This window comes from Microcoleus sp. FACHB-68 (genome assembly GCF_014695715.1).
Lineage (GTDB): Bacteria > Cyanobacteriota > Cyanobacteriia > Cyanobacteriales > Oscillatoriaceae > FACHB-68.
The window spans coordinates 264824-288640 of sequence record NZ_JACJOT010000003.1; the positions used below are offsets into that span (position 1 = coordinate 264824).

19 protein-coding genes are annotated in these 23817 nt (G+C 46.7%); 9 read left to right on the forward strand and 10 right to left on the reverse strand.

All coding sequences use genetic code 11. The annotated features are described in order from the left end of the window. The first annotated feature begins 448 nt into the window (after positions 1–448). From H6F73_RS03545 to H6F73_RS03555, 3 genes are all read left to right on the forward strand, one after another. Positions 449–2698, forward strand: coding sequence for a polysaccharide biosynthesis tyrosine autokinase (locus tag H6F73_RS03545; protein WP_190757430.1), 2250 nt, complete (start codon positions 449–451; stop codon positions 2696–2698). Positions 2699–2945: 247 nt separating this feature from the next. Next, on the forward strand, positions 2946–4811 hold the full coding sequence (locus H6F73_RS03550) for a serine/threonine-protein kinase (protein ID WP_347239468.1): 1866 nt from the start codon (positions 2946–2948) through the stop codon (positions 4809–4811). Positions 4812–5053: 242 nt separating this feature from the next. Next, positions 5054–5563, forward strand: coding sequence for a phycobilisome protein (locus H6F73_RS03555; RefSeq protein WP_190757431.1), 510 nt, complete (start codon positions 5054–5056; stop codon positions 5561–5563). 266 nt (positions 5564–5829) lie between these two features. Here H6F73_RS03555 and H6F73_RS03560 read toward each other — a convergent pair whose 3' ends face one another. After that, positions 5830–6147: a hypothetical protein gene (locus H6F73_RS03560; RefSeq protein ID WP_242072317.1), complete on the reverse strand. Its 318-nt coding sequence runs from the start codon at positions 6145–6147 to the stop codon at positions 5830–5832. Between the two features lie 23 nt (positions 6148–6170). Continuing rightward, complete coding sequence (locus H6F73_RS03565) at positions 6171–6455, reverse strand: hypothetical protein (protein WP_242072318.1); 285 nt, start codon at positions 6453–6455, stop codon at positions 6171–6173. A gap of 717 nt (positions 6456–7172) precedes the next feature. Here H6F73_RS03565 and H6F73_RS03570 point away from each other — a divergent pair. The 3 genes from H6F73_RS03570 (at position 7173) to H6F73_RS03580 (ending at position 10620) form a co-directional block, all read left to right on the forward strand. After that, a complete protein-coding gene (locus H6F73_RS03570; protein WP_347239469.1) occupies positions 7173–8900 on the forward strand; it encodes an AarF/ABC1/UbiB kinase family protein in 1728 nt (575 codons plus the stop codon). Positions 8901–8988: 88 nt separating this feature from the next. Beyond that, on the forward strand, positions 8989–9360 hold the full coding sequence (locus tag H6F73_RS03575; RefSeq protein ID WP_190757433.1) for a hypothetical protein: 372 nt from the start codon (positions 8989–8991) through the stop codon (positions 9358–9360). Positions 9361–9621: 261 nt separating this feature from the next. Then, a complete protein-coding gene (locus H6F73_RS03580) occupies positions 9622–10620 on the forward strand; it encodes a glycosyltransferase family 10 (RefSeq protein ID WP_190757434.1) in 999 nt (332 codons plus the stop codon). Positions 10621–10744: 124 nt separating this feature from the next. On the opposite strand, the gene H6F73_RS03585 is transcribed toward H6F73_RS03580, so the two are convergent. The 5 genes from H6F73_RS03585 to H6F73_RS03605 form a co-directional block, all read right to left on the reverse strand. Further along, positions 10745–12745 carry an ABC transporter ATP-binding protein gene (locus H6F73_RS03585; RefSeq protein WP_190757435.1) on the reverse strand — a complete coding sequence of 667 codons (2001 nt, stop codon included), beginning with the start codon at positions 12743–12745 and terminating at the stop codon, positions 10745–10747. A 181-nt stretch (positions 12746–12926) separates the two neighbouring features. Further along, on the reverse strand, positions 12927–14090 hold the full coding sequence (locus H6F73_RS03590) for a glycosyltransferase (RefSeq protein ID WP_190757436.1): 1164 nt from the start codon (positions 14088–14090) through the stop codon (positions 12927–12929). Further along, entirely contained in the window at positions 14083–14274 is a 192-nt protein-coding gene (locus H6F73_RS03595) for a hypothetical protein (protein WP_190757437.1), read from the reverse strand. The genes H6F73_RS03590 and H6F73_RS03595 overlap by 8 nt, the downstream gene beginning before the upstream one ends. Positions 14275–14284: 10 nt before the next feature. Continuing rightward, positions 14285–15637 (reverse strand): glycosyltransferase, encoded by a 1353-nt coding sequence (locus H6F73_RS03600; RefSeq protein WP_190757438.1) that lies wholly within the window; start codon positions 15635–15637, stop codon positions 14285–14287. An 81-nt stretch (positions 15638–15718) separates the two neighbouring features. Then, a complete protein-coding gene (locus H6F73_RS03605; RefSeq protein ID WP_190757439.1) occupies positions 15719–15925 on the reverse strand; it encodes a hypothetical protein in 207 nt (68 codons plus the stop codon). A gap of 151 nt (positions 15926–16076) precedes the next feature. On the opposite strand from H6F73_RS03605, the gene gloB reads away from it, so the two are divergent. The 3 genes from gloB to H6F73_RS03620 all read left to right on the forward strand — a co-directional run bounded on the left by gloB (position 16077) and on the right by H6F73_RS03620 (position 20334). Next, positions 16077–16850, forward strand: a complete 774-nt coding sequence (gloB, locus tag H6F73_RS03610; RefSeq protein WP_190757440.1) for a hydroxyacylglutathione hydrolase — start codon at positions 16077–16079, stop codon at positions 16848–16850. Between the two features lie 263 nt (positions 16851–17113). Beyond that, positions 17114–17572: a 50S ribosomal protein L9 gene (gene rplI, locus H6F73_RS03615; RefSeq protein WP_190757441.1), complete on the forward strand. Its 459-nt coding sequence runs from the start codon at positions 17114–17116 to the stop codon at positions 17570–17572. Positions 17573–17679: 107 nt separating this feature from the next. Next, positions 17680–20334 carry a replicative DNA helicase gene (locus H6F73_RS03620; RefSeq protein ID WP_190757442.1) on the forward strand — a complete coding sequence of 885 codons (2655 nt, stop codon included), beginning with the start codon at positions 17680–17682 and terminating at the stop codon, positions 20332–20334. 35 nt (positions 20335–20369) lie between these two features. Here the strand turns inward: H6F73_RS03620 and H6F73_RS03625 are convergent, their stop codons facing one another. From H6F73_RS03625 to H6F73_RS03635, 3 genes are all read right to left on the reverse strand, one after another. Further along, positions 20370–20936, reverse strand: coding sequence for an FKBP-type peptidyl-prolyl cis-trans isomerase (locus H6F73_RS03625; RefSeq protein ID WP_190757443.1), 567 nt, complete (start codon positions 20934–20936; stop codon positions 20370–20372). A 199-nt stretch (positions 20937–21135) separates the two neighbouring features. Continuing rightward, complete coding sequence (locus tag H6F73_RS03630; RefSeq protein WP_190757504.1) at positions 21136–22962, reverse strand: ATP-binding protein; 1827 nt, start codon at positions 22960–22962, stop codon at positions 21136–21138. A gap of 554 nt (positions 22963–23516) precedes the next feature. After that, positions 23517–23747, reverse strand: coding sequence for a type II toxin-antitoxin system CcdA family antitoxin (locus tag H6F73_RS03635; RefSeq protein WP_190757505.1), 231 nt, complete (start codon positions 23745–23747; stop codon positions 23517–23519). Positions 23748–23817: the final 70 nt, after the last annotated feature.

A 23817-nucleotide genomic window follows, 5' to 3' on the forward strand; every position in this document is an offset into this window, starting at 1 on the left:
TGTGCAAAACTTCACAAACATGGGCATACTATTAAAAGTAGGCAGCACGATTACTGCTGGGTCTACGATACAATTTTCAGACTGTTAATTTGTCGGTCACGGGTCAAACGTTCTAGCTCCGATAATCCCCAAATCTCCCCCCAACAAAGCTATCAGGGGGCCGCCGACCTACCAAAGGTCAGTAGGTGAGTGATGCTCAGCTACTTTAACAGGTGTATGTGATGTGCCGGTTTAGCAACAGAAGTGAGGGCAGAAAACGACTTTCTTCTCTGTGCCGCACTGAATTAAGGCACAAACCCTGTATTGATTATTTCGATGTAATAGCACGCTCTATCCCAGTTTGAATGTTAAATTATGTATCACAATTTGAGATTTGGGGAAAAATAGAAAGACTTCCGTTTAGGATTTGTTCGGGGCGCTAACTTCTAGCAAAAATCGCCAAACTAAAATGGATACTGAACACGAATTTAAAGCATTTTCAGCTAAATCTAAAGGCAAGCCGCATCAATTTCCGCCTCAGTTTGACGCCGAGGTGTCTGAGGGAGGGGCAGCCGAGAAGTTAGATTTATTTTGGGTGTTCGGCGTCGTTCGGCGAAGATTTTTTGTAATGGCCGGTGTTGCCATCGCCTTGAGTGCGGCTGCCGGGAGTTTAATATTATCAAGTTCGCGCCAGATTATACTCGAATATGAAGGATCATTTAAACTTTTAGTTGAAGCTCCTACGGCTGAAGATCGCTTAGCCAAGCAATTTCTGCTTGCTCAAAATGGTAACTCAGAAAGTTTAGATAAAAGAACAGAAGAAAGTAGTTTTTTGGATTATGAAACTCAAATTCGAGTTTTAAGAAGTCCAAAAATCATGATGCCGGTGATTGAAAAGCTACAAAAACAGTATCCACAATTAACTTATAGTTCCCTCATAGAAACCCTGGTAATTACCCGCAGCACTTTTTTAAAAGATGGCAAACAGCAGGGCACCAAAATTTTATCCGTTGAATATACCGATCCAGATCCGAAAAAAGTTCTGTATGTATTGGAAAACCTTGCCAAAGAATATTTAGACTATAGTCTTCAGCAACGCCTCATCAGCATCAATCAAGGAATTCAATTTATTGAGAGCAAGTTGCCTTCCCAGCAGGAGCGAGTTGACCGGCTTCAAGCTCAAATGCAACAACTGCGAGCGGATTCTAACCTGCTAGATCCGGCCTTAGAGGGAAGATCCCTGACAGAGCAAGGGCAATCCATTCAGAATGATCGCGTAGATATCCGAACTCAACTAGATTCACAGCGAGCCAGCTACGAAAATTTGCAAAGACAGCTAGATGAAAGCGATGGTCTAGCAATTATTATGACTGAGCCTAAAGCCTATGAAACTTTGCTTGGTCAGCTCCAGAAAGTCAATACTGAGCTAGCAATGAAGCGAGCCAGATATAAGGAGGATAGCGCCCCCGTTCGTGCTTTGCGCGATAAACAGCAACAATTGATGTCGATTGTGAATCAAGAAGCTAAAAATGTCATCATGGCCAAAGTTGAGATGAGCATCCGCGACTTGGAGGCTCGTGATCAATCGCTTGCTGACTCTGAACAAAGGTTAGATCAAAAAATTACGAATTATGCGGCCAATACGCGTCAGTATGTTGCACTGCAAAGTGAGTTAGAAGTTGTTACCAAGAGTTTACAACAACTTTTATCCAAACTAGAAGCCTTGCGAATCGATGCGGCTCAGAAACAAGAGCCTTGGGTATTAATCGATCCCCCTAAAATCCCGAAAGATGCTAGGGGATGGCTGATACCGGCCACCATCAAAGAAACAAAGAAACAGTTAATATTAGCGATCATTTTGTGCAGCTTATTAGGCATTGTCGTGGGATTTCTAGTAGAGGTACTGAACACAGTATTCCACACACCAGAAGAAGCAAAAGCCGCAACGAAACTACCTTTATTGGGAGTCATTCCATTTGCAAAAAGCCTCCAGAAAAGCGCTGCGGTTCCTACAACTGCCGGTTTAGGAAAAGGAGCCGGTGGACTGAGTTTGATGCTGGGAAGTCCAGCTACTGCTCAACACCAATACACGGCTTCTCCTGTTTTGGAAGCTTTCCGAACTTTATATACCAATATTCGGTTGCTGAGTCCTCATACACCGATTCGCTCTTTTGCCATCGGATCAGCGGCATCAGGGGATGGAAAGTCTACGGTAGCGATTCATCTGGCACAAGCAGCAGCCGCAATCGGGCAGCGCGTCTTGTTGGTGGATGCGGATCTACGCTCTCCAAAAATTCATACAAAATTAGGCTTGCCGAACGAGCGAGGTCTTAGCGATGCAATTGCAACAGATATTGGGCTAAATGATGTGATCCAGCGATCTCAAAACACCGGCAGCGATGAAGCATCCTGGTGGGAGGATAACCTATTTGTGCTGAGTGCCGGCTCCTTGGCACCTGACCCAATCAAACTGCTTTCATCGAAAAAAATGCTCTATTTAATGGAGCAATTTCAAGCCTTTTTCGACTTAGTTATTTATGACACTCCCCCCCTCATTGGCTTAGCAGACGGCAATATTTTAGCGGCTCATACTGATGGAATCGTAATGGTTGTAGGGCTTGACAAAACAGACCGTTCGATGCTGACCAAAGCCTTAGATGGATTAAAAACTTCTGGGGCTTCAATCTTAGGAATTGTGGCAAATGGGGTTAAGGGATAAGTGCCAAAAGTGTAATTTCCACGCCTGTTTAAAGACGATGATTTGAAACCGCATCCCGCTTGAATTCTGTGAAGTTGAATAACCTCAAAGAAAAAAGCCCACTCTGTGAGGGACGCATCCACCGGGCGGAGGAAAAGGGATATAATAATTCACCGCAGACGAGGGAAAGGGCATGGGGCATTAAACCGAACCCTGTGGCGTTTATTGATGTCTACCTACCGACCCAAAGTGGGAAAGGATGATGAAGGTGAAGGACTTGACTCTGCATCGAACGCCGGCCCACAAAATCGTACCGCAACACTCTAAGTACGCCATTATCGGACTCATCGGTCAAGGTCAATTTGGCCGAGTTTTTTGCGGAATTGATCGCACAACCGGCCAGTTAGTTGCCCTCAAAGAACTCAGCCACCAACGCTCACCCACCCATAAATTTTTACAAGAACTTGGATCGCTGCTCACCCTGAGACATCCCAATATTGTTGCTTGCCAAGCCTTAGAACACACGGCAACAGGCCGGTATTTGGTAATGGACTACTGCGAGGGAGGAACACTCCGCAGCTTACTAGAACAAGACAGCGCCCTAAACTTAGCAGAAGGTTTGCGTCTGGCAATTGGCATTTTAGCTGGATTAGATTACAGCCATCAGCGAGGGATTATTCACTGCGATATTAAACCGGAAAATATACTTTTAAACTTGGGGAATGCCGGCTGGTTGCCGCGACTGTCTGACTTTGGCATTGCCCAGCGAGTGCGCGAGGCGAAAAGTGCACCGCGCGGTGTGCCTTCCCCAGATGCCTCGATGGGTTCACCGGCATACATGGCACCCGAACGATTTTACGGCCTTTATTCGCCGGCATCAGATGTCTATGCTGTGGGAATTTTACTATTTGAACTTTTAATCGGGCGGCGTCCATTTACCGGCTATCCAGGCAAGCTGATGTGGGCGCACATGAATCAGCGCTTAGAGTTGCCGGCAACCATTCCCCAACCGCTACAGGCAATTGTGAAACAGTCCTTGGAAAAACTGCCCGCCCGTCGCTTTACCACGGCGGCTGAAATGGCTAAAGCCTTGCGGCAGGCGATGGCAGATCCCCTCGTTAAAGAATTTAAAGATCGCCGGCTGCCTTTAGACACTGTGGGCGAATCGGCCATTATCAAGCCATTGCCCGGAGTGAATCGAGCGGTTTTACCGGCACCTTTAACCTCGTTAGCTTCATCAGAAACCTTTGTTTACGGGGCGCTGGCGGCAGAAGTGCGGATCTGGCCGGCAAACCGCCAACCGCTGATTAAAGTCAGCTTACCGGCTCCTGTAACCCAATTGCAGCCCCAATCCCAAGGCTGCTTAGTTCATACTCCCCAACAACTTTACTGGTTGGGTGCCGATGAGTGGCAGCCGCAATCTCTCTTAAATTTGGGAATGCCGGATCGGGAAAGCCTAGAGAAGAATGCCGGTGCCTCATCTGCTTACAAAACTGCGATTGATCCCGATAGCCGGTGGTTGGCAGTCGCAACGGGGGCGCAGTTGCGATTTTACTCCCTACCAGCGTTGCAAAGCGCCAAACCCGACGAACCGCCACCGTTGCCGGTGAGGATGCTGGCTTTGGGTGAGGAAACTTTGCCAGAAATCATGTTTCTCGACCGGCGGCATCTGCTAGCCGTTTGGCAAGACCTGAAAAAAAATCAAACGCTGTTTAGAGTTTACACGCGTCGCGGCACGCAGTTGGGTTCGCTCTCGCTGCCGGTGGTTTGCCAAGAAAATTCTTACGGTCGCCTTTGGACGCTCACCGACGAACCTTACACCCTGTTTGGGATTGAGCAAACACCAAACCCGACCGTGTTGCGAATTCGACTGCACCCTTTGCAAGTGACGCGCATTCCCTTAGAAACTGTGCCGGTGTGCTGGGCGGCGGTTCAAGGCGGGTGCGTTATAGCAAATGCTCAAGGTGAAATTTTGTTTCTCGATCTCCAGGGGCGGCGCGTGGGAACATTGAAGGGAACGAAGGCAGCCTTAGCAATTGCCGGTTGGGGCGCAAACGGGTTAGCGATTGCCACGCGTGTTAATGACCAAGGCTATTTATACTGCTTAGAGGTTGAAGGAGCACGATTAGGCTGATATCACAGGGAGTTGGGTTTGTGGAACCTTTGTTTCCTGATTTTATTGCAGATGCTGCCGATGAGAACCCCGATAGCGAAGGTTGTCTCAATTCAAAGCATATTTTTGCTCAACTTATTAATATAAATATTGATAAAACTTCATATTTGTGTTGCGTTTTATGTTACAAATTACATCAATGACTTGCCAGCGTTTCAGGTTTAGCCCAAACTATGAATGAGAATTCCTGAAATTTTAATAAAATGCGTACAATTAACTCCACGCTTGAAGAGTTAGCGAATGAAAGTGAAGGGCGCTATCTAACGGGGGCAGAACTTCAGCCGGTGCAGCGCTATCTAAAAACTTTCTCGGTGCGGTTAAAAACCTATGACATTATAAGAGAGCGAGCAGATAAATTAGTTAATGTGGCGCTGAAAAAATTCATGTCTCTTCAGCCAGAAGTGATGCGGAAGCATGGGAGCCGGTGCCAATATGATATGAGCGAAGTGATGCGCTATGTCGCCCTTGCTGTGCTGCGAGATGACGAGCGCTTTTTTAAAGAAAGTTTGCTGTTTTGGCAGGCAAATATTCTCACAGCTTATCGTCAAAACGGGGCTTGTGTAGTGGCTTATCGCTGCCTTCAAGAAACACTGAACGAATATTTGCCGGCGCAGGCATATCAGTTGATCGAACCTTACATCGCTATTATTATGCAAACGCTAGATTTGCCACCAAAACTGATGGCAAGTGCCCAAAGAGCGAGTGCGAGTTAAGCAGTTTTAAACGAGCCTGCCGGTGAACGCCGCAAGGAAGCAAATTATCCTGTTACAGGAAGCGGTTATACTTTTGAACACCGGCAGCTTGCTAATTTAAAGTGAGATTTTATTAAAGGTAAAACGGGTAGTCAGCACTTCCTGAAAAGTTTAGCTGTGTCCCCGGTTTACCTGAAATCGTTCTCCGAACATAGTGCGTCTGCGTTCTTAATCGGAAAATTTGAACTAAAGTTATTAGTAGAAGACAATAAAAGCCGATTTTATCCTTACTGCCGGCTTAATAATTCTGTAGGAGTTTTTAACAACTTTCCTTGCAACTCACTGAAATAGGAAACTTCCCAATCATTCCCAAGTTCTTGTTGAAGTTGTTGCCACAAACTAATTCCCTCTTCTTCAAAAGCAACCCGATCTGCTTCACTAGCAAAGCCCGCAGAATGAGGATCGTCCCAATTCATAATTCCCTCATAAGTTTGTTGCCACTGCAGTAACCGTTTAACCGTCTCTTCACTCAGTGGTAACTCTGATGGATCGATATCACCAGGGTCATCTATATCCCAGAGTGGATAACAATCATAATCAGTCATTAGCTTAATCCTTTTAAACATTTTTATATCTCCTGAGTGAAACGACGGATTAATCGCCTGCGAGTTGGATTCGCACCAACAATATAGCCATTGCTACTCACACTCACAGAAATGTATTGAATCAAACCATTAAATTTAACTTCATAAAAGGTTCGACTAACACCTTGAGTGCCTATGATTCTTCCTCTAGTTACAGCCTCCATAATCACATCTTGAATTTGATCTTCATAAATTCCTCTGTTGGCAAAATCTTCTGTGTGTTCTCGTAAAATGTGTTGCCAACCCGATCTATTATTACCCGTTTCCAAAAAGACGATACCACCATCCAGCTTTCTAGCAATTTGCAGGATCTCATCAGGATTGTGCCTAACACCGGCTGCTTGTAGTTCTGCAATTAGAGCATCTCTATTTACGTGATACGCTTTGATATTTTAAATTTTATTTCTGCAACTTTATAATACTGGTATGAGTTACCTTTAGATGGCACCGGCAGTATTTACCGGCATCAGAGTTTGCCTTCACAAGGTCTTTCTGACTTTCCCAGTCTTTCATCCAATTGAGAACCGCAACCTAGCGCTTTTGAGGCGATCAACCGATTCCGCTAGCCGGCGCTGAATCTCTAATAAACCCAAGCTCATCCAAACCAGGCCAACTCCTATCCGCAGCCGGCATGAGGTCTTTCCCCTCATCCACACCCCTTGATGCTGTCAGCTTTGCACGAATGCCTCTCCTGATTGGGGCATCTCTTTCCGGGCGCAATGCAGTGCGTCCCTACCCTCTCTAGCTTCTAGCCCCTAAAAGGACTTATTTGTACTTTTATATACTATAGTTAAGAAAAAGATAAAAATTTAGCTCAATCGTTAGATCGGTCAGCTAAATGACCAATCTATAAACAGCCCTTAGAGTCGGCTCGTCGGTCAATCTCTAAGGCCAAGAAGCGAGCCTAAGTGGCGATCACCCAAATAGGGTTTAATATCGTCAACTTTCACATTGTTAGTTTCTGAGTTGAAGAGGCAAATAAAAGCGTGGGTCAGCACAAAATCGAGGTGGCGCGAGGTCTTGCGCCGCTGCGGCGCTACGATCCGAAAGCGATTGAAAACTATTATCGCTTCCGTCCCTGGCTAGTCATCTGGCGTGCTATTAAAATCATCTGGTTCTTTGCCGGCTTTGTCCTAGGTTTGCAGTGGGATCGATGGCAGAACCAAAGCGCAGAAAACAAGTCGCAAAGAGCAGAACAGCTGCGACATATACTGACTGATCTCGGTCCTACATTCATTAAGGTCGGTCAAGCCCTTTCTACCCGACCCGACCTCATCCACAAAGACTTTTTAGAAGAACTGATCAAGCTACAGGATCAGTTGCCGCCATTTCCTAATGAAATTGCTTTACGCATTCTTGAGACAGAACTTGATCGTTCAGTCGCAGAATGCTTTAGCCAATTGTCCGATAATCCAGTCGCTGCGGCTAGCTTGGGTCAAGTTTATCGCGGACGCCTCCACACCGGCGAAGAAGTTGCGGTGAAGGTGCAGCGCCCAAATTTAAAACCAACACTGAGTCTTGACCTTTATTTAATGCGTTGGGCTGCCGGCTGGCTTGCTCCTTGGCTGCCTCTCAACTTAGGGCACGACCTCACCTTAATTGTTGACGAATTTGGCATCAAGCTTTTTGAAGAGATTGATTATCTTAACGAAGGGCGCAACGCCGAACAATTTGCGAGTAATTTTTACAATAACCCAAGTGTCAAAGTTCCAGCGATTTACTGGCGCTACAGCACCCAGCACGTCCTAACACTTGAGTGGATTAACGGCTTTAAACTGACGGACACTCAACGAATTCAAGAAGCCGGTCTTAACACCGATGCTTTAATTCGCACAGGTGTGGAAGCCGGCTTGCAACAGCTATTAGAACACGGATTTTTCCACGCTGACCCCCATCCAGGTAACTTGTTTGCCTTGGCAGATGGCCGAATGGCTTACATTGACTTCGGCATGATGGATCAGCTAGAGGAAGGCACCAAAGAAACCCTTGTGGATTCAGTGGTGCATCTTATTGACCAAAACTACGTTTCATTAGCTGAAGATTTTGTCAAGTTAGGCTTTTTAACGCCCGACACTGATATTATGCCAATCGTGCCGGCTTTAGAATCAGTTTTGGGCGATATTATTGGCGAAAGTGTGGGGAATTTCAACTTCAAAACCATCACTGATCGCTTCTCGGAGTTGATGTTTGATTATCCCTTCCGAGTGCCGGCAAAATTTGCCCTAATTATTCGCTCCCTTGTGACACAAGAAGGGTTAGCACTCACCCTCAATCCCGATTTCAAAATTGTAGAAGTTGCCTATCCCTACGTGGCGCGGCGTCTGCTTACCGGCGAATCTCCTGAACTTCGCCGCCGGTTAATTGAAGTGCTGTTTAAAGATGGCAAACTCCAGTGGGAGCGGCTAGAAAACTTAATTGAAATTGCACGAGGAGATAAAAGCTTTGATCTGCTACCCACCGCTCAGTTGGGATTGCAGTATCTTCTCTCCGATGAAGGTAATTTTTTGCGCCGGCAACTGCTGCTTGCCCTCACAGAAGATAACCGCCTCCACACCGAAGAAGTGCAACGCATTTGGAACCTTGTTAAAGAGGATTTGCAACCCAATCGCCTCTTAAACGCAGCGCTGGGGGCTTTAGCAGAATTCTCTACAGAGGGTGCTGCTTCCAAGATTCCCGCATTTCAAAGCTGGCGATCCCAAAAGCCCCTATTCTAATTAAAGGCAGTTGGAGCGGGGAAGCGGGACAAACCCCAAATCCCCCAATTCCAGCCCAATCTTTAATTCCCCACCCAAGGAGTTTTTTGTGTATTACTATTCCGAACCCCCATATTTTTTACTTGTGGCAGGTTTACTGGTCGGCATAGCTTGTGGCTCAGCATTTGACACAACCCTCAAACAATTGGTGCGCGAGTGGGCAAAGAACCGCTCCACCCGCACTTTAATGAATTTGCAAGGAACTCAACTTTTGGTTCCTTTTCTAGGAATTGGTGCCGGTGTCTGTGTTTTCCTCGCTGCCGGCTTAGAAATTTTTGGCTTTCCCTTTCCCGTCTCCTATGTCATCTCTTTGCCCCTCACCGTCCTCAGTAGCTGGCTAATTTGGTATCAGCTTGGCAAACTTTTGGTTCAGCTTGATCGGGGTGGTTCACAAGCGTTGGACTTAGATTCTATTAACTAAAAACGAAGTCAGTGCCTAATATTATTGGTTTTTGAACACTGCTCATTGACCGCGCTAATGTGATTCTGAGCCAACTTGTCAAGTATAATTTCAAAAATACAAGATTTGGCTCAGAATAGCTCACTTATTTAAACCGCTCAACTCGCCTGCCTGAAATTTAGATAAAACTGATTTTTCTATAGGGGCAGTAAAAATATCCACTTTGGCAAAAGATATAGTATTTTAACTTTATTACAGTAAAATTTAAAACTTAAAATCAATATGAACCCAAAAGTTGTTGGTATGGTAACAAGCTATCCAGCGATGTTTACCAACAAGCCACTAGCAGCTAGCCAGAGTGATTGGTTGTGGCATCAAACTCCCCACAGCTTTGGCAAGTGGGGCAACATTCAAATGTCAGCAAATGCCCCAGAACCCGATTTTTTACTGCTCTATCAGTTTGAATTTCCGCGTCCGAGAAAGAAAACTTGGAAGGGACATTTAAAGTCTCAGGTAACGCGCTTGTGGCAGCCGGCTTCCGATCCAGAACAAGATGTTATTGCTCAATTTCGAGGAGTTCCCAAACACCGCATCATTTCTTTACTGAGGGAACCACCTTTAGAAGAATACGCAGCAGTTTATCAAGAAAATTACGAAGAATCAAAAAAACATTGCGGTTATGTTTCTTCCCCGGATGATTTAGCGCCGACACCCGATTATATGCCGGCAATTTGGTATATCGGTAACTCTTTTCGAGAACTCAGTGAAATGGGTTCCCCAGAAAAAGTAAAACCTTGCTCTTGGGTTACTTCAGGAATTGATCGCAGCGCTAATCATCTGCGGCGTCTGGATTTCTTAAAAATGTTGCAAGAACAAGGTTTAGATTTCGATCTTTACGGACGTAATTTGCCAGATTGGGCAAAGAATTATGGGGCATTGAGCAATAAATGGCACGCGATGGCTCCCTACTACTACAATTTAGCTATTGAAAACTATGCTGACAACGATTGGTATGTCACTGAAAAACTTTGGGATGCGCTGCTAGCTTGGTGCTTGCCGATTTATTATGGAGGGCCGGCTGCTGATAAACTGCTACCACCAGGGAGTTTTATCCGCCTACCCAGCCTTGATGAAAAAGGATTGGAATTTATTAAAGAAATTACCGCTACCCCAGATTACTGGTATGCAGCGAGAGGTGCCATTGCAGAAGCGCGACAAGTTATTTTAAACGAATTAAATTTACTCAATTGGCTGTCAAATTTTGTTGGTAGAGTTTCATAATAGTTAAATAATAGCTATCAACATTTGATACGTTGAAAAATATTTGAGATGTTGGTTGATAAACCCAACCTACATTTATATGCAATTAAAAAATCAAAAACCGCTACTTGCAACAAATCTAAAATTACGAACGAATCCGCATCCTCACATGATCTTCTATTAACTCAATAATTTTCAAAATGCACGTAGCAGAATGGTAAGATTCTTTCAGTAACTCATCTCGTTCTTCTTGAGAATCAACCATATCATCAACTAACAACTTCAGAAAACCAATCATCGGATTAAGACGAGTCCGGACTTCATAGGAAGCTCGAATTAAAGCTTCATCACGCGTTACTTGTTCCAGAAATTGCAGAGAATATAAACGCGTGTAATAACCACCTTTGCGAACCAGTTCATCATGAGAACCCACCTCAACAACCCGCCCTTGATCGATAACAGCAATTTGATCGGCTTTTTGCACGGTTGAAAGCCGGTGGGCAATCACCAGAGTTGTGCGATTTCGAGACAGTTCTTCAAGGGCTAATTGGACAAGGCGTTCAGTCACTGTATCTAAAGCACTTGTCGCTTCATCTAAGATTAATATTTCCGGGTTTTGCAGTAAAGCGCGAGCGATCGCAATTCGCTGACGCTGCCCTCCAGATAAGAGTACCCCGCGATCACCAATAATGGTATTGAAACCTTCTGGCAGATCCACAATAAACTCATAAGCATTTGCTCGATTTGCCGCTTCAATAATTTCTTCTTCGCTAGCATTAGGCTTAGCATAGGCAATATTATTGCGAACGGAGTCATTAAACAAAAATGTATCTTGACTAACAATACCCATTGCCGGTCTTAATGCTTTGAGATCGAACTGCCGCAAATCAACGCCATCTATCAAAATGCGGCCTTCTGTGGGATCGTAAAACCTGGGTAAAAGTTCTGCTAAAGTTGACTTACCGGCACCCGTTCCGCCCACTAAAGCTAAGGTTGTTCCCTGGCGAAGAAATAGATCGACATCTTTGAGAACCAAATCATGATGATCGGGGTAAGCAAACGAGAGTTGTTTGAAATGAATGCCTTCGCGTAACTTTTTGTAGGGCAGCGTGCCATTCACCATAAAATGCTTATTATCACGCCGCAGAAAGTCATCCACTACATCGACACTCGCCGAATTATTAGCGAGTTGACTGCGAGAACTATTGAGTTGGGAAATCAGCGGCAGTAGTCGAAACAGCACTAATAAATAAGTGAGGAGAACGGTAGAAATTGACCTCAACTCATCCGCAAAAAAAGTCCGACCTAAAAAGACAATTAATAATAAGGCAATAATACTGGTAACTTCAGTCAGCGGGGCAATGGCTGCATAATTCGCTTCCGATTGAAAATCTGCTTTTTCCCGTTCCCGAATTAAATGCTTAATTTGTTCGTATTCTGTTTCTTCATTGCTCGTTGCTTTCACCAGCCGAATTCCACTGAGAGTTTCCAACACTCTCACAGAATAAGATTTTGATGCTTCTGACAGCAGCCGGCCAAAATATCGGGAACGGGCAATTGCGTACTGATTTACCAAAATAACTAAAGACAATAACACCGTAGAAGCGAGGGTTAGTTCCCAGGAAATTGCTAGTAGCAATAAAACGAAAACTAAAACGGTGATGGATGTAATTAAAATTTGGATAGTGATGCTGATCGCATTAGCCGTTCGGTTGACTTCTGCCCCCAAACGGTTGATCAGATCCCCCACTTTCATTTTGGAGTAAAAATCTATATCTACATCTAGTAATAACTTTAAACCGGCTTCCCGCAAATCCGCCGTCAGACTCCGGGTTAGTGATGTTGAGACTAAAATACTGGCATAGGAAGCCGCGTTTTTTAAAGCAATGGCAAATACAATTGTGCTAGCCATCACGATCAAACGATAACTTTCAGGAACCCCGGCAAAGGGATACATCAAAGTTTGGATAATCGGCGGCGCTCCTTTTAAATCAATCGCCTGATTCAAAAGGCTAAATATAACCGGCACAATTAAGGTTGTACTCACCCCATTAAAAAAAGCCCCTGAGAAGCCAAGAATTATCGTTAAGATTATTTCCTTAGGATAGTTTCTGGTAAATTTTAGGATTAAATTATTGGCTACCATGAAGTGATTCCTAAGCCGCTCAGGTTCTAAATGATTGTTTTTATAAAAGTTAAAACTTTGTTTTAACCGACCTATCGGGTGAGTTTTCATGATCAACAACTGTGCCGTTTTAGAGGAGGCTTGCCTCAATCAATTTGTGTGTATTTATCCCATTATCCCATCCAAAACTGTATAGAGTTAATTACAAAGATGCCAAAACTTTAGATAAAATAGAGGCCATCGCCGGCACACTGTAGCATTCTAGGCAGCGGTTCCTAGCTTTCATGCCTTGAATATTTGCTGTTTTATAATCCTGAAATATCAATTGAATTTGATCAGCTAGTTCCTCTGGACAGCTTGGAGCCGCGAGATAGCCGGTTTCCGATAAAATTTCAGGAATATCACCCACACGTGTTGCCAAAACCGGCTTTGCCATTGCCATACCCTCCGTTAGTTTAATCGGAAATTGAGCGCGAGCTGTAACCGTATCCCGCTGGGGAACAACGACAACGTGTGCCGCTGCCACGATTTCGGGCATCCGATCCACCGGCGCAGGCGGCAGCTTAACAATCCAGCGCCCCCACCGTGCAATCAGCTTATCATCGTAGTCATCATAGGGATTGCCGCCAACAATCACCAGTCTTAAATCAGATTGATTCAGCCGGTCGAGTGCCATCAAAATATCCTCAAGCCCCTTATGAGGGCGTGGTGCACCTGGAAACATCAGCACTCGATACTCCGCCAACCCATAGCGGACTCGGCTTGCTTCTGAATTAAATTTAGCAGGGTCAAACAATGAAGTGTCTTTCCCATTGGGTAGATAAATACCACCAAAGCGCTGTTGTAGGAAGTGAGTGTCTACCGTTACGGCATCGGCACCCTTGACCAACTTCTCCATCCACTGCAGATAAACTGGATGAGAAGCGTCTCTGAGGGCACCGTCTCGCTTCAGGATGTCTCTCGCTAGCTGTTTCAAGGAGGGGCGATAGCGCCACTCATCTCCCCCACACCAACTAAGTTCCCAGTCGTCAATATCGAGAATGACAGGCCGGCGAGTGCTAAGCTTCTTGAGCAAAGCGATTCCAAAACTTGTCGGCTTGGGTTTTACCGCATAAATAATATCTCCATCAATTTTATTGAGAAGTTGCTTGGCTGAAGTGAACAGTTGCGGATAAATCCCGCCGGGAACCGAGTCAACCGGCAACTCGGCAGGGGGAAGCGGATAGATACATTCTCCAAATAAAAACCCCAGAATTGCCACTTCATAATTTAATTCTCGCAACACTTGACCCAGCAAATAAGCTCGGTCAACGCCGCCTTTAGATAAAGTAGGCGAGAGAATGGAAACCTTTAACTTTTTAGTCATGGTAAGCTAACGACCCTTTAACTTTCCAACGTCTCCGCCTAACCAAACCTCCCTTCCCTCTTCCCTCTTCCCATGCCCCTACCTGAGTGCTGAGTGCTGAGTCCTGAGTGGGGGAGTGGGAGAGAAATGCCCCTACCTTTGGGTTGGCGAAGCCTTGCCCCATGCCCAATGCCCTATGCCCCATGCCCAATCCCCTATGCCCCATGCCCAATCACATCTTCATAAACTTTTGCCATATCTGCCGCAGCATCCTCCATTGTCCGCACCGGCTTTATCCCCTGGCGCAGTTTAGCCAAAAGATCGGCATCCGTCGCCAACTGAGCGATCGCTTCACTCCACGCATTCACATCAGCCGCCGGTACTAGCCAACCATCGACACCGTGATGGACTAACTCATTCACGCCTCCCACATCCGAACCAATCACCGGCGTCCCAACCGCATGAGCTTCCAGAACCACTAATGGCCCGGTTTCAAAGCCTTGGGAGGGGACAGCTAGCAAATCGAAACCGGCGACGGCTGCCGGCACTTCCTCTCGTGAAAGCTTCTCGGCCACTTGAATCCGACGATCTTTTTGCGCCATCGCCAACACCAGATCCCGATTCACTTTGTCCGCCTCCCCATGCACCATGCCATGAATCACCAATTCCACAGGGATATGTGCCGGCAACCGCTCAATCGCCCCCGCCAACACTTGTGCACCCTTTGTGTCTTGCCAACGGCCTAAAAAGCCTATCCTGAGCGGATCATCGGGATGCCGATTGCGCTGCGCGATTGTCCGGCTGCCGGCCCCCCCAACGCCCTGCCGGCACAGCACTAATTTTTCTTGCGGCACCCCATTAATTAACAACGCATCATAAAGCCACTGGCACACTGCCACAATTCGATCAGCCAAATTCGCCATTTCTAATAGTAGATGCCGATGCCGGCGCACCCAAGGCGGAATGCCAAGCGTTCTTGCTAACTGCCGCAGGCGAATTGAATCTGAATTTAATAGTTCGCTTTCCGCCGCCGTTCCCACCCTGAGAGGAACATAACTCAACGCCTGCGCCAGTGCCGGTGACACCCGTTCTGGAACCCCAATACAATGCCCACAGCGTGCCGGATCGATCCAGCCATCGCAAGCCGTTTGCCCGTGCAACATCATCGTACCGCGTAGACACACCGCCTCCGGCAGATGAACCGTCACGATAGCCGGCATCCCCAACTGCCGCGCTAAACGCAGATGATGTAACCCGCAACCAAAACGCCAAGAATGTTGGTGATAAATATCTGCGGGGTGCGCCTCTAGCCACCGCGAAAAATACTCAAACCCGCCAGGGGGTAACTGCTGACGCTGCTGGGCTTTCGTTGGGTGAGGATAGAGGGGATAGCGATAGACTTCTACCCCGTTGTGCCGGTAAACTGCTTCCTGTGTTCCGTGGCGAGAAGCCGCAACCGTGCCGGTGATGCCATAAGCGCCCAACCCCTGTACCAGTCCATCCACATAAACCTCACAGCCGCCAGAAGTATCGGGAAAATACCAGCTAAGGGTGTGAATTAATCGCATTTTTCTATTGATCAATAAAATTTAATTGTCAGCTTCCTCACCCTGAAATCTTCTAAAACCGGCCTCATCAAAACTCAGAACTTAATTACCAATTTTCAGGCGTCCGATTTGGATTTGGTCAAAAATGCGATTAATCTGACGGCGATCTTCATCCGTCAACTGTTGATCGGCAAGCATTGCAGAGGTTAATTGCAAATGCTCCTGCGGCGTAATTTGCTCGGCAGCAAGAATGCGCTCGATTAGTTGATGAAGTGTTACGGTTGATTTACCCTGACCTGTCTTTACCATAAGTAAATAGTCACGCTTAAAGCAGTGGATTGAGGTTTTGGCATAGTTGCCACTAACAACATTGTAAGGAACTCATCACATCCTGCTGTTTTTCTGTCGTCTGACTTTTCCAAATCACACATAAATTATGCCGTTAGGGAGATAGTTTTTTATGCAGGTTTACCGGCTTCCAGTATTAGAGAACAATTACATTTTTTTATTGCATGACCCCGCTCGAAATATTGCCGCTGTGGTAGATCCGGCTGATGCGGAACCTGTGTTGCAACAACTGCAAGCATTGGGGGCGGAGTTGGTTACTATTTTTAATACCCATCATCACAGAGATCATGTGGGTGGCAACCGGCAACTGCTAGAACGCTTTCCGAATATCCCGGTTTATGCCGGTGCGGAGGATCAGGGGAGAATTCCGGGACAGCAAGTATTTTTGCGAGAAGGCGATCAGGTGGAATTTGCAGATCGCACTGGGGAAGTTTTCTTTGTACCGGGTCATACTTACGCCCATATTGCCTACTATTTTCCCCCGGCTGCCGGTGAAGAGACGGGCGATTTATTCTGCGGCGATACTTTATTTGCCGGCGGCTGTGGCAGATTGTTTGAAGGGACGTCGGCGCAAATGCTGTCCTCCCTGAGTAAGTTGCGAAAGTTACCCGACAGTACCAAGATTTGGTGTGCCCATGAGTACACGCTGAAAAATCTGGAATTTGCCCTAACGGTGGATGGCGACAATGACGACTTGCAAAATCGCTTTCAGGAAGTCAAGGAAGCAAGAAGCCGGTTAGAGGCGACGATCCCCTCTGTGCTGGGTGTTGAGAAGCGCACCAATCCCTTTTTACGCTGGGATGAGCCGGCTCTGCAAGCTGCAGTGAAAAGCTCCCATCCTGAAGAAACCTTTGGGCGTCTGCGAGGTATGAAGGATCGATTTTAAGCGAATCAGCCTTTAACAGTCCCATTTCAGCGGACAGCAAAACTTCTCCCCTTCTCCCCTTCTCCCCTTCTTCCACTCTCCCCCTCTCCCACTCAGCACTCAGCACTCAGCACTCAGCACTCCCCTCTCCCCTAAATTCCCAACTATTCTAAGCTCAATCTGTTGCAATCGATCAGCAGATTTCGCTACCATAGGATGTTCTGGCTTATAATTAAGCGCCTCATCCCTGACAAAATCCGCGCAGTTGACAACAGGTAAACACTATGAGCAAACGTGTTCAATTAGTTTTGACACAAGATGTGAAAAAGCTAGGGAGAAATGGCGATCTGGTTGAAGTCGCCCCCGGTTACGCCCGCAACTTTTTGATTCCTCAAAAAATGGCCGTTCGCACGACCCCAGGCATTCTCAAGCAAGTCGAAAGACGCAGAGAGCAAGAGCGGCAGCGGCTTCTGGAAGAGAAGCAACAAGCCGAAGTTCGCAAGAGCGCCGTGGAATCGGTGGGCCGCTTTACCATTCAAAAGCAAGCCGGTGAAGGCGATGCCATCTTCGGCAGCGTCACCGCGCAAGAAGTGGCAGATGTGATTACAGCAACCACCAATCAAGAAGTTGATCGGCGCGGAATTACCCTTCCCGACATTCGCAAAATTGGCTCCTACAAAGCAGAAGTCAAATTGCATCCAGATGTAACGGCAGTTGTTGAAATTCAAGTCCTGCCTCTTTAATAAATAATTTTGAATTTTGGATTTTGAATTTTTAAGGAATTCAGAATTCAAAATTCAGAATTGACACGTTGATAGCTAAACGCATACTAGGGCGGGTGCTAGCTGTTATGATTAATGAAGTGAATCCTCAAAGCTTTAACGATAGCTACGCTTCACGCCTCCCTCCTCAAAATATTGAGGCTGAAGAAAGTATTCTAGGCGGCATTCTCCTCGATCCAGATGCAATTAATCGAGTTGCTGAACTTCTCCGTCCAGATATCTTTTCACTCTTAGCGCACCAAGAAATTTATAAAGCAGCGCTTACACTCCACAGTAAGGGAAAGCCGACGGATTTGCTCGCAGTTCATGCTTGGCTTTCTGATCACAATTTGCTAGAGAAAGTTGGGGGACAAAGTAAGCTAGCGCAGTTAGTAGAGCGCACGGTGTCAGCCGTGAATATTGACGCTTTAGCAGGATTGGTGGTCGATAAATATGTGCGCCGGCAGTTAATTAAAACCGGCAATGAAGTTGCTCAATTAGGATTTGATACGGCAACTGATCTGGCAATTATTCTTGATCGCGCAGAGCAAAAAGTTTTCAATATCACCCAATCTCGCCCCCAGCAAGGTCTAATTCCCGTCTCCGACACCCTCATTCATACCTTCCAAGATATTGAAACGCGCAATCAGGGAATTGCACTGCCTGGGTTACCCTGTGGGTTTTATGATTTAGATGCAATGACCGGCGGTTTTCAGCGTTCCGATTTAGTGATCGTTGCCGGTCGTCCGTCAATGGGAAAAACTGCAATCTCTGTGTCAATTGCTCGCAATATTGCGGCTTATCATAAGTTGCCGGTTGCCATTTTTAGCTTAGAAATGTCGAAAGAACAGCTCGTGCAACGGCTGCTGGCGAGTGAAGCGCAAATTGAAAGCAACCGGCTGCGGGCAGGGCGGATTAGTCAAAATGAGTGGGAACCGCTCAGTCACGCCATTGGAACCCTCTCTGAATTGCCTATTTTTATTGACGATACTGCTAACGTAACGGTGACTGAAATGCGCTCCCAAGCGCGTCGTCTTCAAGCTGAAAGTGGCGGCGCACTGGGATTAATTTTGATAGATTACTTGCAGTTAATGGAAGGAAGTACCCCGGATAACCGAGTGCAAGAACTGTCAAAAATTACGCGCTCTCTTAAAGGGTTAGCCCGCGAATTAAATGTACCCATTATTGCTTTGTCCCAGCTAAGTCGGGGCGTTGAAGCTCGCACAAATAAGCGTCCAATGATGTCAGATTTACGGGAATCTGGCTGCTTAGCCGGCGATAGTTTAGTGACATTAGCCGATAGTGGCGTCTCGGTGCCGATTCGTGAATTAGTCGGAAAATCTGGTTTTGCAGTCTTAGCACTGAATGAAGCCACGATGAAGTTAGAAAAGGCGGTTGTTAGCAATGCCTTTGCAACGGGTGTCAAGCCGGTTTTTCAGTTAAAAACTCGCTTGGGCCGTACAATTAGAGCCACCGGCAATCATAAATTCCTGACAATTCACGGCTGGAAGCGGCTGGATGAGTTAAAAGCCGGTGATCGTCTTGCAATTCCCCGTTCTTTACCTAGTTCCTCCGTTTCGTCTATGAGTAATGCTGAAATTGCATTGCTTGGTCATCTCATCGGCGACGGATGTACTCTGCCTCGGCACGCTATTCAGTACACAACGAGGGAGGAAGATTTAGCCAATACGGTTGTATCTCTTGTCGTTGAAACCTTTATGGATAGGGTGAGTCCTCGCATTAATAAAGAGCGTAACTGGTATCAAGTTTATCTCCCTACAACTGATCCTTTAACGCACAACGTCCGCACTCCTGTTGCTAAATGGCTAGACTCTATGGGAGTCTTTGGGCTGAGATCCTATAAAAAATTTGTCCCAAGCAAAATTTTTGAGCAACCTCAAAAGGCTATAGCCCTTTTCTTGCGTCATCTCTGGAGTACCGACGGTTGCATCAATCTAAGCAAAGGAAAACAACACTACCCTAATGTTTACTATGCTTCGAGTAGCAAGCAATTAGCTGGAGATGTACAGTCACTATTGCTAAGAGTTGGTATAAACGCTCGATTATCTCTAATCCCACAACCGTCTAAAGGACGAGATCAATATCAGGTTTGGGTATCTGGCAAACCCGATTTAGAAAAATTCATTGAGCTGATTGGTGCAGTGGGAAGCTATAAACAGCAAAGTCTGATGGATGTAGCTAGCAACATTTCAGTACGTGCTGCCAACACCAACAGAGATATCATACCCCATGATATTTGGAGAATGTATGCAACGCCAGCGATGCAACAAATAAGTTTAACTGTTCGTCAAATGCAGGCTGAGCTAGGTATGGCTCACTGTGGAACCACTCTTTATAAACAAAACGTGAGTCGGGAGAGGGCGGCAAGATTAGCTCAAGTCGTCAAATCTGATCAGATTGATTGTTTAGCGAATAGCGATGTTTATTGGGATGAAATTGTCTCAATCGAGGCTGATGGCGAAACTGAAGTTTACGATTTGACTGTTCCGGATTTTCACAATTTTATCGCCAATAATCTAGTAGTTCACAATAGCATTGAACAAGATGCGGATATTGTGATCATGCTTTACCGGGATGAATACTATAACCCGGATACACCCGATAGGGGAATTGCAGAAATTATTATTACAAAACACCGCAACGGACCCACCGGCACTGTTAAATTACTGTTTGATCCGCAGTTCACTCGCTTTCGTAATCTAGCCTCTCCCAACCGGCCTTAATGTAAACCGGCAGGGAAAGGCGAAATTTTAGCTTCTTAAGCGCCAATTTTTAGCAATTCCACATCAAATTTCAACGTGGCATTGGGAGGAATCACGCCGCCGGCACCCCGTGCACCGTAACCCAATTCTGCAGGGATAATTAACTCACGGCGTCCGCCAACTTTCATCGTGCCAACGCCTTCATCCCAGCCTTTAATCACTTGGCCAACACCAATTTTAAATTGGAAAGGCTGGCCGCGATCGCGGGAACTGTCAAACTTGGTGCCATCCTCCAAGGTGCCGGTGTAATGAACCACAACGGTTTGACCGCGTTGGGGACTCGCGCCGGTTCCCTCCTGCACATCAACATACTGCAGTCCGGAAGGGGTCGTAATCATCTTTTTATTTGTCTCCGTCTCGTTGTTTTCAGTATTGGTATCGCTCAGGGTGGGAGTTGTCTTTTGAGCGAATGGATTGTTAATTTGAGCGGCCACAACCGTTTGAGGTTGGCTCGATGGCAGTTCTGCTGCAATCGCTTCTGGCCGGCTGCCGGTAATTTGAGCCACAACTAGCACGACACAACAAGCCAGCATCACCCCCAAGCTAATAAGAATTGCTCGCAAAATTATTCCTCCTGAGTGCAATGAGTGAAATTTACCAGTTGGGTAAAGGTGGAAGTACGATCCTCAGTTTAATGCCACAGCTAACCCCCAGTCTCTATACCCTGAGATCAAGCTGTTTTAACCGGCCCGTCCAAACTGCTACCTTGAGCAAAAGACTGCCGGCGACTGCTTGATAGCCACCCCAACAAAATTTCTTAGTTCACATATCATCAAAAATGTCAATAGCCTCTAGTGATGGCGTCGAAATCATCACCGGCTCTTGAAACAGCGGCACTGTAAACGTAACCGTTGAACCAAGTCCCTCCCCCATGCTGTAAAAATTCACCACACCTCCCATTGCTTCCACCAGCCGTTGAGAGATAGCCAATCCCAAGCCGGTGCCCCCATACTGGCGAGTGCGAGAACTGTCTACTTGAGAGAACGATTGAAATAATCTGTCTTGTTTATCCAGAGAAACTCCGATGCCGGTGTCTGCCACGCGCACAAGTACCATACCGGGGAGTTCTTGGTCGTGAATGATTGCCTTCTGCACAATTACTTCGGCGCTAACCGTGACCCCACCCTCATGGGTAAATTTGATCGCATTGCCGACCAGATTTAGCAGCACCTGCAATAGCCGTTGGTAGTTGCCAAACAGAAGAATTTCATCGCAGGTTGCCGGTCTTTGAACTTGGAAGTATAAATTTTTTTCCTGCACCTGTGCCCCAGTCAAGTCCTCAACCGCACTTAGAAGCTCATCCAACTTGACCGGGCCAAGATCGAGCTGCATTTTGCCGGCTTCTATTTTGGCAATATCCAAAACATCATTAATCACATTCAGCAGGTGTATCGCCGAGCGATAGGCTTCCTTAAGAAACTCTTCCTGTTCTTCAGGATCGTCTGCCATCCCATCCATGATCAGCTTCAGAAACCCAATCATCCCATTCAGGGGAGTCCGCAATTCATGGGAAGTATTCGCTAAAAACTCGCTTTTCAGGCGGGAAGCTTCCTCGGCTTGCTCGCGGGCTTCTCCCAATTCTTGATAGAGTGTCGCATGGGCGATGGCTGTGCCAACTTGATCCGCCAACTCCTGCACGAACTCCATTTCTGCCGCACTCCAGGGGCGAGTTCGATCACACTGATGCAGGCAGATTACGCCATTAGGCCGGTCTTGGTAGAAAGTCGCCGCCACAATCACCGACTGTTGCCCAAAGGCATTCACCGGCATCTTCTCAACCGCAACGGGTTCTAAAGTGGTCAGCGCTTGTTGCAGGTGAGCGTCGTCCACCACAGACAGTTCCAGACCCAGCATCTCACAAAAAGGTTCTTGGCAGAATTCAGCCACCACCGGCAGCGCAGAAGTTGAACTTTTATACAGGCAGATAATACAGCGACTTACATTCAGCGCCTGTCCCAAACCGTTCACCGTTTGCTGGCAAATTGTCGTTAAATCTAAAGTGCGGCGAATATTTCGTGCGATTTTGCTCAGCAACTTTTGGTACAATTCCGAGCTTGGTGGCAGCGTGCGGCGAATAATCCCCACTATTTTGCTGAGCAACTTTTGGTGTAGATCCAGACTCGACGCCAAAACGGTAGAATCCTCTTGCGCCGGCGCGTGTTTCTCCAAATTCTGGCTACGTTCATTGGGCAATAGCCGGCCCATCACCAAAACCGTCTTGACCTCAGAATCCACCGCCATAACGGGGCTAACGACCAAATCGAAGAGAAAATATTGCTCCCCGAAACGAAACGGATAGCTAAAGCGTTCTGGAATCAAATTCTCCAAAACCCGCCCCACCCGTTCTAGATAAGGCGTGAGTGCCACTGGCCCAAATGTATCGCTCATCAATTGCCCTGCAACTTGTGCCGGTGAAAGACCGTAACGCCCAGCACTGTGCCAGTGGAAAGAAAGATAGACGCCTGCTGCGTCTTGAGTGAATGCCAACTCTGCACCCAGCCCTTGCAACCAGGTAGAATTCTCTTCTGCCGCAGATGCAAGGGCTGGAGAGTCCGCAAGCGGGGACTGAAAATCAGCGGGAGAGGTCATCATCGTCACAATGGGAAACTGCCAGAGTTAAACCCGAAGCGTTAGCCCAAAAAATTAGGCTAATTGAGGCACCATGCAGAGACAGAGGGGGCCAATCAAATATGCAAACAGGAGTCTCACACACGTTTTCAAGAGGGCAACAGAGAAAGCGGGGGGCAACAAAACAATCAAAGATTTCTGCTAAAACCTGCCTGCACCCTAACACTTCACATTGATTCTTACTACTTTTAAGACTGTTTTTAATATGGCCTTTGGAACTTCCAATTGTAAAGGCTTGCCACCCTTGACTTGTGCAGAAACCTCCGCGCCAGAACCAAACAGTCATTAGGGTTAACGTTTCAAGACGGATATCCTGCGGGTCTGTTTTGACCAAGATTGAGATGCGTTGCTCACCCTCTTCGTTGAGGGTTAAACCACAGAAGCGACTGCGCCTTTACCGGCCATGATGATAAGTTTTGCAGGGTGTTGAATCAAGACCCTGCCTACCTGATCTGCCGGCCCGACTGGCAAAAGCACTTTAACTTCCAACGCCACCCCAGCCGGTTATCGCTCACTCAATCATTCCACTCACCTCTAGGCGGCACCGGCGGGTTTCTTGGGAGGTTGCGAGTCAGTTCGTCATCCCGATGGCTTTCACCTCGTAGCCACTGCCGCAAGGCGGTTTCCACCACCTTGCTTGGATCGTTCGTCAGGTGCTTAATTTCCTCAAGGAGGGCAGGATCGATCTGGATAGAAACTTCTACCTTATCGGCTGAGCGACGGGTATCAACAGCAGGCTCATTCATCATCAAAAAATCCTATTAAAAAGTTAAGAACGGGCTTTGCAGCCGATATGCAGACAGCAGATGGAATAAC

Coding starts and splice junctions, on each gene's coding strand:
- H6F73_RS03595 (WP_190757437.1), bottom strand. CDS start 14,274: ATGGGGCATAGGGCATTGGGCATGGGGCAAGGCTTCGCCAACCCAAAG.
- H6F73_RS03620 (WP_190757442.1), top strand. CDS start 17,680: ATGATTAATGAAGTGAATCCTCAAAGCTTTAACGATAGCTACGCTTCA.
- H6F73_RS03580 (WP_190757434.1), top strand. CDS start 9,622: ATGAACCCAAAAGTTGTTGGTATGGTAACAAGCTATCCAGCGATGTTT.
- H6F73_RS03590 (WP_190757436.1), bottom strand. CDS start 14,090: ATGACTAAAAAGTTAAAGGTTTCCATTCTCTCGCCTACTTTATCTAAA.
- H6F73_RS03545 (WP_190757430.1), top strand. CDS start 449: ATGGATACTGAACACGAATTTAAAGCATTTTCAGCTAAATCTAAAGGC.
- gloB (WP_190757440.1), top strand. CDS start 16,077: ATGCAGGTTTACCGGCTTCCAGTATTAGAGAACAATTACATTTTTTTA.
- H6F73_RS03600 (WP_190757438.1), bottom strand. CDS start 15,637: ATGCGATTAATTCACACCCTTAGCTGGTATTTTCCCGATACTTCTGGC.
- H6F73_RS03560 (WP_242072317.1), bottom strand. CDS start 6,147: ATGACTGATTATGATTGTTATCCACTCTGGGATATAGATGACCCTGGT.
- H6F73_RS03555 (WP_190757431.1), top strand. CDS start 5,054: ATGCGTACAATTAACTCCACGCTTGAAGAGTTAGCGAATGAAAGTGAA.
- H6F73_RS03605 (WP_190757439.1), bottom strand. CDS start 15,925: ATGGTAAAGACAGGTCAGGGTAAATCAACCGTAACACTTCATCAACTA.
- H6F73_RS03585 (WP_190757435.1), bottom strand. CDS start 12,745: ATGGTAGCCAATAATTTAATCCTAAAATTTACCAGAAACTATCCTAAG.
- rplI (WP_190757441.1), top strand. CDS start 17,114: ATGAGCAAACGTGTTCAATTAGTTTTGACACAAGATGTGAAAAAGCTA.
- H6F73_RS03630 (WP_190757504.1), bottom strand. CDS start 22,962: ATGACCTCTCCCGCTGATTTTCAGTCCCCGCTTGCGGACTCTCCAGCC.
- H6F73_RS03635 (WP_190757505.1), bottom strand. CDS start 23,747: ATGAATGAGCCTGCTGTTGATACCCGTCGCTCAGCCGATAAGGTAGAA.